The 17,794-nt window shown below is 65.1% G+C and carries 6 protein-coding genes; 3 read left to right on the top strand and 3 right to left on the bottom strand.

What is annotated here, in order from left to right; all coding sequences use genetic code 11:
- Positions 1 to 52 precede the first annotated feature (52 nt).
- Positions 53 to 1,177 (bottom strand): lysozyme inhibitor LprI family protein, encoded by a 1,125-nt coding sequence (locus QM712_RS17910; RefSeq protein ID WP_415024448.1) that lies wholly within the window; start codon positions 1,175 to 1,177, stop codon positions 53 to 55.
- 100 nt (positions 1,178 to 1,277) lie between these two features.
- On the bottom strand, positions 1,278 to 2,039 hold the full coding sequence (locus QM712_RS17905; protein ID WP_415024447.1) for a transglutaminase-like cysteine peptidase: 762 nt from the start codon (positions 2,037 to 2,039) through the stop codon (positions 1,278 to 1,280).
- A gap of 653 nt (positions 2,040 to 2,692) precedes the next feature.
- On the opposite strand from QM712_RS17905, the gene QM712_RS17900 reads away from it, so the two are divergent.
- Together QM712_RS17900 and QM712_RS17895 are read left to right on the top strand one after the other, a co-directional pair.
- On the top strand, positions 2,693 to 11,413 hold the full coding sequence (locus QM712_RS17900) for a VCBS domain-containing protein (RefSeq protein WP_415024446.1): 8,721 nt from the start codon (positions 2,693 to 2,695) through the stop codon (positions 11,411 to 11,413).
- A 143-nt stretch (positions 11,414 to 11,556) separates the two neighbouring features.
- Positions 11,557 to 13,788: a CHASE2 domain-containing protein gene (locus QM712_RS17895; RefSeq protein WP_415024497.1), complete on the top strand. Its 2,232-nt coding sequence runs from the start codon at positions 11,557 to 11,559 to the stop codon at positions 13,786 to 13,788.
- 383 nt (positions 13,789 to 14,171) lie between these two features.
- Here QM712_RS17895 and QM712_RS17890 read toward each other — a convergent pair whose 3' ends face one another.
- A complete protein-coding gene (locus QM712_RS17890; RefSeq protein WP_415024445.1) occupies positions 14,172 to 15,767 on the bottom strand; it encodes an ABC transporter substrate-binding protein in 1,596 nt (531 codons plus the stop codon).
- 200 nt (positions 15,768 to 15,967) lie between these two features.
- Here QM712_RS17890 and QM712_RS17885 point away from each other — a divergent pair, with 200 nt between their 5' ends.
- Positions 15,968 to 17,629: an ABC transporter substrate-binding protein gene (locus tag QM712_RS17885; RefSeq protein ID WP_415024444.1), complete on the top strand. Its 1,662-nt coding sequence runs from the start codon at positions 15,968 to 15,970 to the stop codon at positions 17,627 to 17,629.
- Positions 17,630 to 17,794: the final 165 nt, after the last annotated feature.

Here is a 17,794-nt window from a genome sequence, read left to right as displayed (position 1 = left end):
AAATGCGGTCACCTCAGAGATGATGGCGCCGCGGCCGTCCGTGAAGGGGGACCTAGGTTCCCCCGCTGGAAATACCTGAATTCACCGGCGCCAGCTCGTCCTCGCGGCATCGCCAGCCGTCGGCGGCTTTCACGAAAGCGAAGGTGCGCTGGATGCGGAGCCGGCGCGTGACGTTGAACGCCTCGCGGGCGTTGGGCTTGGCCTCGGCGACCGGCTGCGAGCGGCCGAGCTGCAGGTTCCAGCAGGCGCCCGTGCAGGTCGAGGCGACTTTGCTGCAGGCGGTGAAGGGCGCCAGCACGACCATCTCGATCTCGCCGGTGACCTGTGCATCGTGCTCGCCGACCTGGCTGTCGATCGCCGAGACGCGGTTGATGCGGATGAAATTGCCGCAGGAATTGGCCGCGTGAATCCGCGCGGCGCAGAAATCGACGGCGTCGGTGTCGGGGGACCTGGCCGCGACCTGGCGGCCGAACACCTTCTTCGGATCACCCTTGGCGGCGGCGATCTCCGCGGTCCGGCGTTTCAGGTAGTCGGACAGACAATCCTCCGCGGGCGAGAGCTCCTGGAGCGGCACGTTCTCCTTGCCGACCAGATTGCATTTCCGGTCGCGCTCCCGCGTCCAGCGGCCGTATTCGGCGAAGGCAAAGCGCGCCGCGGTCTGGTCCAGCTTGTTGATGAGGCCGAGGACCTCGGCGTTCAGCTCGGTCTCGGCGAGCGCCAGCGAAGGGTCTGCGCAGATCAGCGCGCCGGCCGCGGTGTTGGCCGCGAGACAGTCGAAATCCGGATCGCGCAGCATCGCGGCGCGCTCCTCGGTGACCTTGAGGAGGCAGGCCTTGATCCGGTCGGCATCGTCGTAGCGGACCGCGGCCTGGCCGATGATGCCGCAGCCGAGGCTGCGTTGCCGGATCCAGATCGCGTTCTCCTCGATCGCAGGCAGGCGATCGGGCAGGCGGGCGAGCCGGGCCTCGATCGCGGAGCTCAGCTTTTCCGCGGCAGCGGCGAGCTCGGCGTCACCGCAGAACATCTGATTGGCGGGATCGCGGTTCTGCTGGCAATTGTTCTTGGCGAACAGCGGCAGCTTGTCGGCGATGGAGCGGTCGGAACTGCCGGATTGCGCGAAACCCGGCGTCGCCGGCAATGCAAGCAGCGCCAGCACAGTCAGCACGATGAATCGCATTCCGCTCGTCCCCCAGCATGGTGGGGGCCATGCTAGCGTCCCGGATCGCGGCGCGAAATGGGTTTGTGGCGGAATGATTCGGCGAAACGCCGGGAGATGGTCAGCGCGCCTCGGCGTTGGCGGTGATCAGCGACACCTGCCGGCCGGCCGATCCCGATGCCTGCACGGGCTCGTCGACATATCGCATCACGGCGGACGGATAGAGTACGAACAGCGGCTGGTAGGTCCGCGCATCCTCGTCTTCGACCATCGCCATGCGGCGGTTGTCGAGCATCAGCCAATGGCCGTCGAGACGGGCGGCAACGACGGCATGGTCTGCGCCGGCACGGATGTCGCGGACCACGACGACACGAAGGTCGTCGGCCGCGACGCCCGCGAGGCGAAGCGCGGCGAGCTTGGCGATGGCATAGTCCTCGCAGTCGCCGGCGCCGCGCTGGAAGGTCGCGAGCGGCGTACTCCAGACGTCGTCGGCGCCGTCATTCGCGGCCCTGATGGCGAGGTTGATGGCGCGATTGGTTTCGCCCAGCCGCGCGCGGCCGTCGCGGGTGCGGGCCTGGTCCACGATGGCGAGCAGCTTCAGGGCGGCGGGCGAAGCGCAATTGTCGCGGTCGCCGTCGCACAGCGCGAGCTGCACCATGTCGCCGTCGAGCTTGTCCTTCAGCGCGAACCATTTCTGGTGCAGGTTGCCGGTGGAGATGGCGAAGGCGAAAACGCCGAACGGCTCGGCCGATTTCCGCACCAACGCTGCCGAGCCTGGCGACAGCAGCGTGCCGGCCCGAAGATCGGCGGCCGATCCGAGCAGCATCGATCCGCACAGAACAAGGACTGTCCACCAGGCACGCCTGTGAGCAGCGGTCTCCATCTGACATCCCCTTCCGGCTTCGCCAGATCGCCTTGATCTGCGCGCGCCGGGCTTTGTTGCTTTCGTGGAGATGGTGCGAGACGGGCGGTTTGGGTCTGCTTAACGCGCCGGGCTGGGGCTGCCAAAACCGCCGAACAGGCTGAAACGGCGCTCGCTTGGGTCCTTAAAATTTTAGGAATGGCGTGGCCGGAGAGCCACGCACGCCGTGAAATCGAACGATTTGCAGGCGGAAGTTGTGGAGGTTCCGAATCCGTCCCTATGGCTAACGACCCGCTTTTTCACGGGTTCTGTTAGTTGGGTCACAGATTTTGTCCCTTTTTTGCCCCAGGATGCGGTGGGGCACTGCGATAGGAAGGTGACCTGAATATCCGCCGCTGAATTTATACAGCGGATTACAATGGATAGTCTGAAATGGGCGCAGTTGATCGTAGCTATACTTGCAAACGTTCGAAAGATTACTTCGATTTGTCTGCCCGCGAGAGGCCCCGCCTCTGGACCCATAGCCTCGTCACGCGAAATCACACAAGCAATAGACTGTTTCGCTAAGGACTTGGTAATGGTATGCAAGCTTAGGCGCTCGATACTTATTTAAATATTAACCCTTTTACGGTGCCCGGTTGAATTACGCTGGCAAATTTGACGCCGCGATTTCCTTGGATGGCGAGAGTTCCCGCTCGCCCGCCTATGTCCATGTGGATTCCTTTTCCGCCAAGTCCCACGGACACGTGCCGGCCGGCGCGTTCGTGGTTCCCGATCCCAACCTGATCTTTCACGGCGAGTTCAAGCGCGCCGGCGTCGATCTCGTGCTGTCGCACGATGATCGCGAGTTCGTGGTTCACGACTATTTCAAGGGCGAGAAGCGGGCGGCGCTCGCATCGCCCGATGGCGCGCATCTCACCGGCGACATCGTCAACGCGCTCACGGGTCACGTCCAGTACGCGCAGGCTGCGCCCGGCGCCGCCGCCGCGCAGGTCATCGGTCACGTCACCAAGCTCTCGGGCAGCGCGACCGCGGTCCGCAACGGCGTCTCGATCGTCCTGAACAACGGCGACAATGTCGAGAAGGGCGACGCCGTCTCGACCGGCGCGGACTCCACGCTCGGCATCACCTTCATCGACGGCACGGTGTTCGGCCTGTCGTCGAACGCGCGGATGGTGCTGAACGAGATGGTGTACGACCCCAACGGGTCGAGCAATTCCTCGCTGCTCAGCCTGGTCGCGGGCACCATCACCTTCGTCGCCGGCGAGACCGCCAAGCACGGCGACATGAAGATCGACACGCCCGTCGCCACCATGGGCATCCGCGGCACGGCGGTGCTGACCCAGATCAACTTCGTCATTCCCTCCGGCGGCGGCGATCCGCAGCCGCAGGCCAATTTCCAGGTGCTGGTCGAGCCCGACGGCACCACCGGCTCCTACATCCTGTTCGACAAGACGACGCTGCTGCCGATCGCGACGGTCAATCAGGCCGGCCAGATGATCCAGATCAGCGGCGGCAACGTCTCGGTCACCAATGCGTTGCTGTCGCCGGACGTGCAGAAGCTGATCACCGACGTGTTCACGCTGAAGTTCACGGACACCAACACCAACACCAAGCTGACCACGAACTTCACCGACACGATCACGCAGACCAGCGACGGAATCCTGATCAAGACCCAGAGCGGGGCCACCGCGACCGCGGTGTTCACCAACCTCGTTCAGCCGGGTTCGCAGAACGCCAACCAGCTTCCCGGGGCCGCGAACCGGTTTCCGGGCGCGCCCCAGTCTCGAAGCCTCGATCTCAATGGCAATGTGAAGACGGCGTTCGCGCTGACCGAGCTCACGGGCCATACCGGCGATACCAGTGATTACGATACGATCTCGGGCCGGATCACCTTCGTTGACCAGAACTTGGGCGACCGGCCGACGGCGTCCGTGAATCTCGCCGATGCGCCGAACTACGTCTACAAGAACGCCAGCCAGCAGGACGTCACCAGCTCACTCAACGCTCTTCAGAAGCAGGACATCGCGGCGGCGCAGATCAAGATCACCGTCGTCCCCGACGCCAGCAACGCCAACAACGGCTCGGCGGTCTGGACCTACTCCGTCCTGGACCACACCTTCGACTTCCTCGCCGAGGGCGAAACTCTGACGCTGACCTACGTGATCCGCGTCGACAACAATTTCGCGGTCAGCCCCGAGACGGCCTTCATCCCGATCACGATCACGATCACGGGCACGAACGACAAGCCGGTCATCACCACCAGCGTTCCGACCATCATCTTCTCCGGCGGCACCAGCGTGCCGGGTGGTCCGCTCACCAGCGAGGTGCCGACCTCGGGCAAGCTGACCTTCACCGATGTCGATCTCACCGACACGCACACGGTCTCGGTGAAGCTCACCAGCGCGAGCCTTCCGGACGGCACCGTGCCGCCGGGCCCGCTCGCGGTGTTCCAGAATGCGATGTCCGTCGCGATCGCGAGCGGTGCGGACAGCACCGGGAGCGGCACCGGCACCATCAACTGGTCGCTGGCCGATCTGCCCGTCTATCTCGCCGACTTCATCCCGAAGGGCGAAGTGCTGACGCTCATCTACACGGTGACGGTCAAGGACTCGCAGGGCGCGACCGCGCAGCAGACCATCACCGTCACGATCACGGGCACCGATGCTCCGGCGGTGGTGTGGATCGCGACCAACGCGACCGGCGCTCCGGCCGGCGGCTTCTGGAAGGACGCGGCGAACTGGGAAACCGGCACCGTTCCGACCATCAGTGACGACGTCATCGTCATCACCGACCAGCTGCACGGGCTGACGCCGTCCTATCCGGTGACGATCGATGCGCCGGCCTACGCCAATTCGGTGACGATGAACGATTTCGGCGGCCCTCCGCCGGAAGTGATCAACAAGAGTTCGCTGACGATCGCCGGGGCGCTCAACATGAGCGCGGACTCGATTTTCACGAACACGACGCTCGGCACGATCTCGATCGGCGGCAAGGCCGAGATCCTCGACACGAGCGTGCTGACCAACGCCGGCTATCTGACGCTCGCGGGCGGCGGCGATTTCGCCAGCGGGGCCAAGATCACCAATTCCGGCACGATCGAGCTGTCCGGCGGCACGCTGACGACGGCTGCCGTGATTCACAATACCGGCGGTACGCTGAAGGCCGATACCGGCACGCTGCTGATCGTCAATGCCGCGACGGTCGATGGCGGCACGGTCACCATCGCGGGTACGCTGGAGCTCGATGGCACCAGCCTCGTCGAGAACGGCACGCTGACCAATTCGGGTACGGTCAACGTCAAGGGAGCGGTGGAGTTCGCCAACGAGACCATCACCAACGCGGCCACCGGTACGATCGAGATTTTCACCGACGGCGCGCTGACGCTCGACAACGGCTCCTCGGTCGCCAACACCGGCAATCTCATCGTCGATGCCGGTGCGGCGCTGAACCTCGACGACGCCACGATCAGCGGCGGCACCATCAAGGGCGGCGGCACGATCGACGTGACCGGTGCCAGCAAGATCGACGGCGGTGCCACGCTCAGCGTTGCCGCGGTCACGGTGGATGCCGAACTGACACTGGACGGCATCACCGTGTCCGGCAGCGTCATCACCGACAATTCCGGCATCGCGCTCGACAACACCGTCAAGCTGACGGGCGGCGCCAAGATCCAGGGCGCCTCGGCCACCGCCAAGGGCGCGATCACCAACAACGGCACGCTGGAGATCGCCGGCGCCGCGACGCTGCTCGACGACGTCCTCACCAACACCGGTCACACCGTCACGATCGACGACGGCCGGACGCTGACGCTGTCCGGCACCGAGATCACCGGCGGCACGATCAACAATTACAGCAGCACGCTGGGCGGCACGATCGACGTCACCGGCGACAGCACGATCGACGGCAATGCGACGCTGAACAAGGGCGCCGTCACGGTCGAAAACGGTGTCACGCTGACGCTCGATGATGCCACCGTGTCCGGCTCGGCGATCACCAATGGCGGAACCGTCACGGTCGATGCGAGCAGGAAGCTGACATTGGCCGGCGCCAGCCTGACCGGCGGCACGCTGAAAGTATCCGGCACGCTCGATTCCTCCGGCACCACCACCATTACCAATGCCAACATCCGGAACAGCTATTTGATCGAGGCGATCGGTGGCGTGCTGGCGCTGGTGGCGACCACCACCTCGACCGCCACCGTGACGAATGAAGGCACGCTCCAGGCCAACGGTGGCGAACTCGACATCAACGGTCAGGCCGTCACCAACACCGGCACACTGGCCGCGATCGGCGACGGCACGCTGAAGCTGATCTCGATGACGGTGGACAACACCGGCGGTACGGTTTCCGTCGACGCCGGCTCGACGCTGGACCTCGTCGGCGCGACCATCGACGGCGGCACCGTGACGATTGCCGGAACGCTGGAATCGACCGGCGTCAGCGCCATCAACAACGGCGACATCACCAACACCGGCACGATCACAGTCACCAGCGGCACGCTGACGATCGACCCGGCCGTGCTCCACACCCTGACCAATCACAAGCTGATCCAGGCCAGCGGCGGCGAACTCGACGTTACCGGCGACCTGATCGTCAACACCGCCGATCTCAAGGCCGTCAACGGCGGCACGCTGAAGCTCACGACCGTCGTCGTCAATAATGCCGGCGGGACGATCACGGTCGATGGCACGTCGAAACTCTATCTCGCGGGCGTCACGGTCAACGGCGGCAGCCTGAACAATTCGGGCAATCTGTACGGCGTCACCGGCTCCACGATCTCGGCTGCCGTCACCAACAGCGGCACCATCGAGGTGCAGGGCGGCACGCTGAACCTGTCCGGCGGCCTCAGCGGCACCGGCTCGCTGATCATCGACGACGGCGCGACCCTCGAACTCGCGGGAGCAACCGCTCAGACCATTACGTTCGCCGGTGGCATCGATACGCTCCAGCTCGACAAGGTCACCGGGCAGAGCTTCACGGGCACCATCGCGGGCCAGTCCTCGACGGGCGGCACGTTCACGATCACCGGCGCGGCCGACATCACGACGTCGAGCGGCGATGCGCTGGACTTCACGGCATCGGGCGGTACATCCGCCAAGCCCGCCGATATCATCCTCACGCCGACGGGAATGCTGACGGGAGCGGCCAACGGCATTGCCGTCACCCAGAACGGCACCGGCGATGTCTCGCTGACCGCGACCGGCAACGTCACGGGTCTCGCCGGTCATGGCATCTGGCTGCGCGACAGCGCCACCGGCTCCGGCGATCTCACCGTCGACAACGTCACCGGCAAGGCAACCGGCACCGGTGCGAATTCGGTTGGCGTGCTCGTCGAGAATCTCAACAGCGCCAACGACGGCGACATCTCGATCACCCAGCTCGGCGGTGCCGTGGGCGGCGCCTACGGCATCGATGCGAACACCCTCGGCGACGGCGACATCACCATCGATGCCGGCGGCGCCATCACGGGAAGCTCGATCTACGGCATCAGGGCGCGCAGCTACGGCACCGGCAGCGAAACGGTCACGACCGAGGCCGGCAGTGTCATCACGTCGGGCAGCTCCGGCATCGTCGCGGTCAATCGCGCGACCTCTCTCGACGCGTCTGATGGCAGCACCATCACCATCAATGCGTCCGGGACGATCAATTCCGGCAGCAGCCCGAACCAGAGCGGCAATGCGCCGGCGGGCATCGAGGTCGGCTACACCGGCTCCAAGAACGGCACCACGGCCAATACCGGTGTGACCGGCACGGTCGTCGTCAACAACCAGGCCGACATCACCGCGGCGGCGGGTTACGGCATCCACGCCTATAATTACGGGAACGGCGACGTCACGGTGAGCGACGGCGCCGCCACCACGATCGTCGCAGCCGAGGACGGCATCAGGGCGCAGGCGCTCAGCGGCGGGACCGGCGATGTCAGCGTGACGCTCGGCGCCAATGCGTCGGTGACGGGCACGAACGGCTACGGCATCATCGCCTACAGCATCGACAAGGGTGACGTCAGCGTCACCATGGCGAAGGGCGACAGCATCACCTCGGGCAGCTCCGGCATCGTTGCCGTCAATTACGCGACCGCGATCGCGGCCGATGTCGACAGCACGATTTCCGTCGAGGCCCACGGCACGATCCACTCGGGCACGACCCTCAACAATGACGGCACCACGCCGGGCGCGATCATCGTCGGCTACAAGCCCGGCGGCAACTCCTCCGCTTCGAGCGCCGTCAATGGCAACGTCACCGTCACGAGCGATGCGACGATCACCGCGGATGCGGGTTACGGCATCGATGCCTTCACCTGGGGCGTCGGCGACGTCACGATCACGACCGGTGAACTGTCGTCGATCACGGCTTCGGGGACGGCGATCGGCGCCTTCAACCACGGCGGTGGCGATGTCAGTGTCACCAACGAAGGCTCCGCGACCGGCGCGGTCGGCCTCGCCGCGTTCGCGACGGGCGCGGGCGATGTCACCATCGTCAACGACGGCGATCTCACCGGCACCAGCCTCAACGGCATCGTCGTCAGCCAGAACGGCACGGGCGCGACCGGCTCCACGCACATCACCAACACCGGATCGGTCGTCGGCGCCGACGGCCACGCCGCGATCCTCATCCTGGAGAACGCGACCGGCACCGCAACCGTCGACAATTCCGGGACCGTCGGGCTTGCTGATCCCGCGACCGTGACCTCGACGACCTATGCCATCTTCGAGCTCGGTGGCGCCATCACGATCAACAACAGCGGCGACATCAACGGCAATATCGCGGTCGGCACCGCCACTTTCAACAACGAGGCCGACGGCACCTGGACCGTGGCCGGCACCAGCGTGTTCGGCAACCTGTCCACGATCGTCAACGACGGCGTCATCGATCTGCTCGACGGCGCCTCGGTGCTCGGGACCGGGCTGGGCATCGACAACGCCAATGCGATCAATTCCTGGGGCACCGCCTCGATCTCGGGCACCATCGTCAATACCGGTGCGATCGAGGTCCATAGCGGGACCCTCACGCTGTTCGGTTCGCTGTCGGGCTCGGGCTCGGTCACGATCGATTCCGGTGCGACGCTGGAGGTCGACGCCACGGTGTCGCAGACGATCACCTTCGGCAGCGGCGGAGGCGCCGAACTCCAGATCGACACGTCGAGCTTCGGCGGGTCGATCGCGGGCTTCGCCGCGACCGACAAGATCGATCTGTCGACCATCAAGTATGACGGCGGCACCACGGCGACGTATGACGCGGCGACCGGCAACCTCGTCGTGAGCGACGCCTACGGCCACAGCATCACGCTCAAGCTCATCGGCGACTACAGCAACGCGCATTTCGCCGGCAGCAGCGACGGCCATGGCGGCACGCTCATCACCTACAACGCGGTGGACGACGCGCCGGCCTTCGTCGCGGCCGAGGCCTCGCCGAGCGTCAACTTCTCGGAGCTTGCGGCCACGACCGGCTCCTCCACGCTCGACCCCGCGTCGGGCGGGACCGGCACCATCCATTTCACCGACATCGACCTGACCGACCGGCCGACGGCGAGTATCACCGCCCAGACCGTGACCTGGCTCGACACCGATCAGACCACCCATCTGACGCTGACGCCGGACGAGACCGCCGCGCTCGAGCATGCCCTGACGCTGCAGCAGGCGGGCAACACGAACAACGGCGCGATCGGCTGGACCTACTCGATCGCCGACGGTTCGCTGGACTTCCTCGGCCAAGGCCAGACCGCAAAGGTCGTGTCCACGATCACGCTCAATGACGGCCATGGCGGGACCGACACGGCCCAGGTGACCGTGACGATCGCGGGCGCGAACGACGCGCCGGTGATCAGCGCCAAGAGTGGCGACAGTACCGGTGCCAACCTGACCGAGACGAATGCGGGGCTGACCGCGACGGGCTCCTTGACCGTGTCTGACGCCGATGCCACCGACCACGTCACGGTGGCGCTCGACCATGTCTCCGTCTATCTCGACGGCGTGCTGCAGACCGACGGCGTCGACGGTCTGACCAATGCGCAACTGCTGAACTATCTGGCCGTGCAGTCGGGCGACATCTTGAACGGCACCGCCACGCACGCCCAGTTCACCTGGAATTTCAATTCAGGCAGCCAGGCGTTCGATTTCCTCGCCCTCGGCGAGACGCTGTCGCTGCAATACACCATCGTTCCCAGCGACGGCCACACGCCGACCGGCACCGGCAATGGCACCGTGACCATCAACATCGCCGGCACCAACGACGCGCCGACGCTCGACGATGCGACGCTGGCTTCGGTCGCCAGCAATCAGAGCGATCCGAGCGGCAGCAAGATCAGCACGCTCTTCGCCAACGGCTTCCACGACGTCGATGACGGCGCGAGCCTGAAGGCCATCGTGGTGACGTCCGATGCGGCGACGGCCGCGCAGGGCGTCTGGCAATACGAGGTCGGCGGCCAGTGGGTCGACATCGCATCGGTCAGCGATACGCATGGACTCGTGCTGAGCCCCGATACGCTGATTCGGTTCGTCGCGGCCGACGGCTATACCGGTACGCCCGGTTCGCTCGGCGTCCATGCCCTCGACAACACCTATACCGGCGCGGTGACGGCGACCACGCCGGTCACGATCGATCTCACCAGCACGGGCACCGGCGGAACGACCCCGGTCTCGGCCGATACCGCCACGATCAGCACGGACGTCACCGCGCCCGTCGGCGGACCGGTCATCAGCACCGCGAGCGTCCACCTCCTGCACGACAGCCAGACCCACACCGACGCGATCTTCGGTCTTCATCTCTTCGACACCGATTCCGGCGCGTCGACGGACAGCTTTACGGTGACGGCGACGACCGCGCATGCGTCGGAAACCAGTGCGGCGCTGGCCCTGACGTCGGGTTCGCTGGACGATGTCGAGGCGGCGCTGGAGAGCGGCGTCACCTACCATCCCGGCCAGACGCCGCCGGCCACCGACCAGATCACGCTGACCGTGAAGGACACCACCACCGGCCTCTACGACACCGTGAATTTCATCTTCAGCGATACCGGAGGCACCGGCCTCACCTTGCAGGGTACGGGCGGCAAGGACGTCATCTTCGCGACCCAAACGGGCGATACGCTGATCGGCGGCGGTGGCCAGGATCAGTTCGTGTTCGCACCGGGCACGTCGGGCGGCAATGCCCAGCACACCATCAACGATTTCGAGACCGGCCTCGACAAGATCGACCTGCGGCAGTTCTCGGATGTCAGCTCCCTGAACGATCTCGTCATCACCCAGGAAGCCGGCGGCACGCTGGTCACCTGGCAGCAGCACATCGGTCAGTCCGGCAACGGACCGGTCAGGGAGCACGAATCGCTGCTGCTGAAGAACGTGCTCGCCGCAAACCTCCACGCGAGCGATTTCATCTTCGGCAACCACCTCGCGTGATGTCGGCCGGGCCCGACGTCGCCGGGCCCGGATCTTGACCGCGGCAAAAAATCCTCCATCCAGCGCAGCCAGGGAATAGCCAATCGCGAGCGGACGTTCCATGATCGGAGCGCGGCGTGACGCAAGGCAGGAAGTTCGACCGGATGAGGCGTCTGAAGATCTTGCAGCGATGGTTCGCGCGGAAGTTCGGTTTCGCGCGGCTGATGTGCCTTGTGCTGCTGATCGGCTTTGCCGGGATTCGCCTGTGGGATCCGCCGCCGATCCAGGAATTGCGCCTGCGCACCTTCGACATGTTCCAGCTGATCGATCCGCGGCAGAAGGCGGCGCGGCCGGTGACCATCGTCGACATCGACGATAAGAGTCTCGCCAAGCTCGGCCAGTGGCCGTGGCCGCGCACACGCATCGCGGACATGATCATCAACCTCACCAACAATGGCGCGGTCGCGATCGGCTTCGACGTGGTGTTCTCGGAGGCCGACCGGCTCAATCCGGACCTCGTCGCGAGTCAGATGCGCTATCTCGACGACGCCACCCGCGCCAAGCTGCGCGAATTGCCGACCAACGACCAGATCCTCTCGGAAGCGATCAAGCGCTCGCGCGTGGTGCTGGGCGAGACCGGCCAGCGCGCGATCTCGGCCGAGATCGACAAGTCGCTTCCCTTCACGGGTGTCGCCACGATCGGCGAGGAGGGCGCGGAGGACTTCCTGTTCGAATTCCCCGGCCTGCTGCGCAACGTGCCCGAGATCGAGAAGGTGGCGGCCGGCCGCGGCCTGTTCACGATCAGGACCGAGCGTGACGGTCTGATTCGCCGCGTGCCGATGATCATGCGCGCGCAGGGCAACATCATGCCCTCGCTCAGCCTCGAGATCCTGCGGGTGGTGACGGGCACGCCGACATTGCTGGTCCGCACCGACAAGACCGGCGTACGGGCGGTGCGCCTCAAGGGCGTCGAGATCCCGACCGACAAGAACGGCCAGGTCTGGGTGCACTATGCCCGCCAGGATCCCTCGATCTACGTCTCGGCCGCCGACGTTCTCGACAACACGGTTTCGCCGAGCAAGATCGCGGGCAAGCTGGTGCTGATCGGCACCTCCGCGGTGGGGCTGAACGACATCAAGACCACGCCGGTGTCCTCGACCATGCCCGGTGTCGAGATCCATGCCCAGGTGCTGGAGAGCGTGCTGAGCGGCGCGGTCATCTCGCTGCCGAACTACGCGCTCGGCATCGAACTGATCGCGGCGCTGGTGATCGGCCTGCTCGTCATCATCTTCACGCCGAATCTGGGGCCGGTGCGGCTGGTGCTCGCGGGTGCGATGTTCGCCGCGATCCTGATCGGCGTGTCCTGGTTCTTCTATTCGCAGTACCGCTACCTCATCGACTTCACCTATCCGCTGCTGTCGACCACCGCGATCTACCTGACGCTGATCTTCGCCAGCTTCGTGCGCGAGCAGCGGCAGCGGGTGCAGATCCGCGGCATGTTCGCGCAATACATGTCGCCGGTGCTGGTCGAGCAGCTCGCGCTCGCGCCGGAGAAGCTCGTGCTCGGCGGCGAGGAGCGCGAGATGACGATCATGTTCTCCGACGTGCGCGGCTTCACCACCATCTCGGAGACCTACAAGCACGATCCGCAGGGCCTGACCGCGCTGATGAACCGTTTCCTGACGCCGCTGACCAACGTGATCATCGAGCAGAAGGGCTACATCGACAAATACATGGGCGACGCCATCATGGCGTTCTGGAATGCGCCGCTGGACGACGCCGAGCACGAGATCAACGCCTGCGAGGCCGCGATCCGGATGCTCGAGCAGATCGACGTGGTCAACAAGGAGCGCGAGCAGGAGGCGGCCGAGGGCGGCCATGTCTACATTCCCCTCAATGTCGGCATCGGCCTCAACACCGGCGCCGGCGTGGTCGGCAACATGGGATCCGACCGCAAGTTCAACTATTCGGTGCTGGGCGACAGCGTGAACCTGGCCTCGCGGCTGGAAGGACAGTCGAAGGAATACGGCTTTCCTGTCATCGTGGGCTCGCGCACCGCGCTCGCCGCCAAGGACAGGTTCGCGATCCTCGAACTCGACTTCATCATGGTGAAGGGCAAGACCGAGCCCGAGGTGATCTACGCCGTCGCCGGCCGCCAGGACGTGATGCATTCGGGCGCCTTCCAGCGCCTGCGCAACATCACCATCGAGATGCTCGGCTGCTACCGCAGCCGCGACTGGCAGGGCGCATTGGACGCGATCGAGCGCGGCCGCAAGAGCGAGGACGCCGACGCCCTCGACAAGCTGTTCAAGCTCTACGAGGCCCGGATCAAGAATTTCCAGATCGATCCCCCGCCGGAAGGCTGGACCGGAGCCTACGCGCTGCTGACGAAGTAGCCGGCGGCTACGTGTGCTCGTGTCACGGTCCGTGTCAACGACGGTGCCGCATGCGCCGCTGTCCCGCGTCTCCTCAATGACGGGTATCGTTTGCAACGCCGTTGCCACAACAACGGTGTCGTCCCGGCGCATGCCGGGACCTATACCGGCAGGGAGAAGTTGCAGCGCGCGTCCGCCAATCACGAGTCTTCGCCAAACCGGATTCGGTGGTTATGGGTCCCGGCCTGCGCCGGGACGACGGCGGAGAGCTTGGCACGCGTGTGTGCGTCGCAACGGTAGCGAGGGGCTTGGCGCGTACGTGCGCACGCAACGACGGCAGAGGTTTTGGCGCGCGGATGTGTCTCGCTATCCGTCAACGACGACGGAGATGCTGGCGCGCCCCCTCACTCCACCCCGATCGTCGTCAGATCCTGGAACCAGTGCTGGGCCTGGACGAACTGCTTGATCTTCGGTGACAGCGCGTGCGGGTTGGTGTCGTGCACGACCCAGACCAGCACGGCGTCGTCGACGATCAGCGCATGCGCCTGTGCCATCAGGTCGTCTTGCCTCGCGGTATCGAAGGTCTGCTTGGCTTCGTTGATCAGTGCGTCGACCTTCGGGTTCTTGTAGCCGCCCCAGTTGACGCCGACCGGCGCGATCTGGTCGGAGGCGAAGAAGCGGATGATGGCGTAGAGCGGGTCCGAGGTGACATAGGCGATGTTGTTGGCGGTGATGCCGGCATTCATCTCGTCGGCCGCGCCCTTGCGCCAATGCGTATACAGTGTCTCCAGCTCGACCACCTTGAAGTCGACGTCGACGCCGATCTCCTTGAAGCTCTGCTGCAGGAATTCGTTCATCGGCAGCGACAGCATCTGCCCGGTGCCGCCCTGCGCGATGATGAAGGTGGCCTTCAGCGGCTTGTCCTTCGAGTAGCCGGCTTCCGCGACCAGCTTCTTTGCCGCGGCGGGATCGTATTTGATGTCGAAGGCGGGCTTGCCGAACCACGGGCTCGACGGATCGACCTGGCCCTTGGCGGGCTTGGCAAGGCCGTTCATCAGGCCGACCACCGCATCGCGGTCGATCGCGAGGTTCAGCGCCTTGCGCAGGCGGATGTCGGTCCAGGGCGAGCCCGGCAGCACGCTCAGATGATAATTCCAGACATGCGGCGTGATGTTGTCGACGATCTTCATGCCGGCCGCCTTGAGCTGCGGCACGGCGTCGGGCGCGGGCGTCTCGATCAGATCGACCTGGCCCGCGAGCAGCGCGTTGGTGCGCGTCAACGCTTCCGGCATCGGCACCAGCACGATCTTGTCGACCTTCGGAATGCGCTTCGGATTCCAGTAGTCCGGATTCTTCGTGAGCTCGGCCAGCTCGCGCGGCACCAGCTTCGTCAGCTTGAACGGACCGGTGCCGGAAGGCTGGCTCGCGAACTTGTCCCAATCCCTGCCGAGCTTCTCGTATTGCGCGGGGCTGGAGACCAGGAACCACAGCATCTGATAGGGAAAGAAGGAATCGACCGTCTTGGTGGTGATCTCCACGGTGAATTCGTCGATCTTGGCGTAGCTCGCGACGGACGGCAGGCGGGTCTTCACCTGCGCGCTCTGCCGCTTGTCGAATTGCGGTGCCTTGTCGTTGAGCACCTTGTCGAGATTCCAGATCACCGCGTCGGCGTCGAACGTGCTGCCGTCGTGAAACGTCACGCCCTTGCGCAGGCTGAAGCGCCATTTGGTCTTGTCGTTGTCGTCGACCTTCCATTCGGTGGCGAGCCCCGGCACCAGCTTGCCCGGCCGGTCGGCGACGTCCATCTCCCAGGCGACCAGCGGGTCGTAGATCGTGTAGGCGGTGAACTGATAGGCCCCGGCGCCGCGATCGGGCTGGCCGGTCGTCAGCGGAATATCCGCCATCGATATGCCGTACCGCACCATTGTCTCCGCGTGCGCCGAGATCGCGGAATACGCCAGCGCAAGTGCAGCAAAACAAGCCGATAGTCGAATGCGCATCGCCCGAAGCTCCCAGGAAGAGACCGGGAGCAAACTTGCAAGCTTGATGCCAGAATAGGCAGCGCGACACTTTTGCTCGCGGGCGGTCACAGGACTTGTCGTCGAAGACGCAATTTGCAGAATAAGTTTTCACACTGGCACAGCCATTGCATACGATTGCATCAAAATTAATCAACGAAGGCCGGAGAAGGATTGAGGTGATGCTGATCAAGACCAACACGACCCGCGCGGCGCTGATCGCGCTGCTGGCGCTCGGTGCGGCGGCCGCATGGCCGCGCGTGGCGAATGCCGAAACCGTGCTGCGCATCGGCATGACCGCGGCCGATATTCCGCGCACGCTTGGTCAGCCCGACCAGGGCTTCGAGGGCAACCGCTTCACCGGCGTCACCATGTATGATGCGCTGACCGGATGGGACCTGTCGTCCGCCGAGAAAGCGAGCGTGGTGATCCCGGGCCTCGCGACCGAATGGAAGGTCGACGACGCCGACAAGACGAAATGGGTGTTCAAGCTGCGTCCCGGCGTCACCTTCCACGATGGCTCGCCGTTCAATGCCGATGCGGTGGTGTGGAACGTCGAGAAGGTCCTGAAGCAGGACGCGCCGCAGTTCGACGCCAGCCAGGTCGGCGTCACCGCCTCGCGCATGCCGACGCTGGTCTCCGCGAAGAAGATCGACGACATGACGGTGGAGCTCACCACCAAGGAGCCCGACAGCTTCCTGCCCATCAACCTCACCAATCTGTTCATGGCGAGCCCGGCGAAGTGGCAGTCGTTCTACGACAAGGCGGAAGGCGCGGACGCCAAGGCGAAGGCGCAGGCGGCATGGACCGCGTTCGCCAAGGACGCGTCCGGCACCGGCCCGTGGAAGATGTCGAGCTTCACCCCGCGCGAGCGGCTCGAACTCGTCAAGAACGCGAGCTATTGGGACAAGGCGCGCGTGCCCAAGGTCGACAAGATGGTGCTGCTGCCGATGCCGGAAGCGAACGCGCGCACCGCAGCGCTGCTGTCCGGACAGGTCGACTGGGTCGAGGCGCCGGCGCCCGACGCGCTGCCCGAGCTCAAGCAGCGCGGGTTCAAGCTCTATGCCAACGAGCAGCCGCATGTCTGGCCGTGGCAGTTCTCGCGCATCGAGGGGTCGCCCTGGAACGACATCCGCGTGCGCAAGGCGGCGAATCTCTGCATCGATCGCGAGGGCCTCAGGGACGGCCTGCTCGCGGGGCTGATGGTGCCCGCGACCGGCACGTTCGAGCCCGGACATCCCTGGCGCGGCAATCCGTCGTTCCAGATCAAGTACGACAAGCCGGCCGCGCAGAAGCTGATGCAGGAGGCGGGCTTCGGTCCCGGCAAGAAGCTGACGGTGAAGATCCAGACCTCGGCGTCAGGCTCGGGCCAGATGCTGCCGCTGCCGATGAACGAATATCTGCAGCAGGCACTCGCGGAATGCTATTTCGATGTGCAGCTCGACGTCATCGAGTGGAATACGCTGTTCACCAACTGGCGCCGCGGCGCCAAGGATCCCAGCGCCAACGGCTCGAACGCGACCAACGTCACCTATGCGGCGATGGACCCGTTCTTCGCGCTGGTGCGCTTCCTGCAATCGGGCATGGCGCCGCCGGTCTCGAACAATTGGGGCTTCATCAACAATCCCAAGTTCGACGAGCTGGTGAAGAAGGCGCGGCAGACCTTCGAGCCCGCCGCGCGTGACGCCGCGCTCGCCGAACTGCATGCGGCCTCCGTCGACGACGCGGCCTTCCTCTACGTCGCCCACGACGTCGGCCCGCGCGCCATGAGCCCGAAGGTCACCGGCGTCATCCAGCCGAAGAGCTGGTTCATCGACTTCTCGCCGATCTCGATCACGCCGTAATCCAGCGGCGCGCCGCTGCACCCTCTCCCCTCGCGGGAGAGGGTGGCTTCGCGAAGCGAAGCCGGGTGAGGGGTCTCTCTCCGCGAATGCGGACCTCTCGTCCGATGCAATTGCATCCGCGGACAGAGACCCCTCATCCGCCACCTTCTCCCACAAGGGAGAAGG

Origin of the sequence: Bradyrhizobium sp. (assembly GCF_047605465.1) — a bacterium.
GTDB lineage: Bacteria > Pseudomonadota > Alphaproteobacteria > Rhizobiales > Xanthobacteraceae > Bradyrhizobium.
The sequence above is the reverse complement of the archived record's forward strand: the minus strand, read 5'-3'. Positions and strand labels throughout refer to the sequence as shown.

What these genes read in the sequence shown, in the direction of transcription:
- QM712_RS17910 (WP_415024448.1), bottom strand. Translation starts at nt 1,177, where the DNA reads ATGCGATTCATCGTGCTGACTGTGCTGGCGCTGCTTGCATTGCCGGCG.
- QM712_RS17905 (WP_415024447.1), bottom strand. Translation starts at nt 2,039, where the DNA reads ATGGAGACCGCTGCTCACAGGCGTGCCTGGTGGACAGTCCTTGTTCTG.
- QM712_RS17885 (WP_415024444.1), top strand. Translation starts at nt 15,968, where the DNA reads ATGCTGATCAAGACCAACACGACCCGCGCGGCGCTGATCGCGCTGCTG.
- QM712_RS17895 (WP_415024497.1), top strand. Translation starts at nt 11,557, where the DNA reads ATGAGGCGTCTGAAGATCTTGCAGCGATGGTTCGCGCGGAAGTTCGGT.
- QM712_RS17890 (WP_415024445.1), bottom strand. Translation starts at nt 15,767, where the DNA reads ATGCGCATTCGACTATCGGCTTGTTTTGCTGCACTTGCGCTGGCGTAT.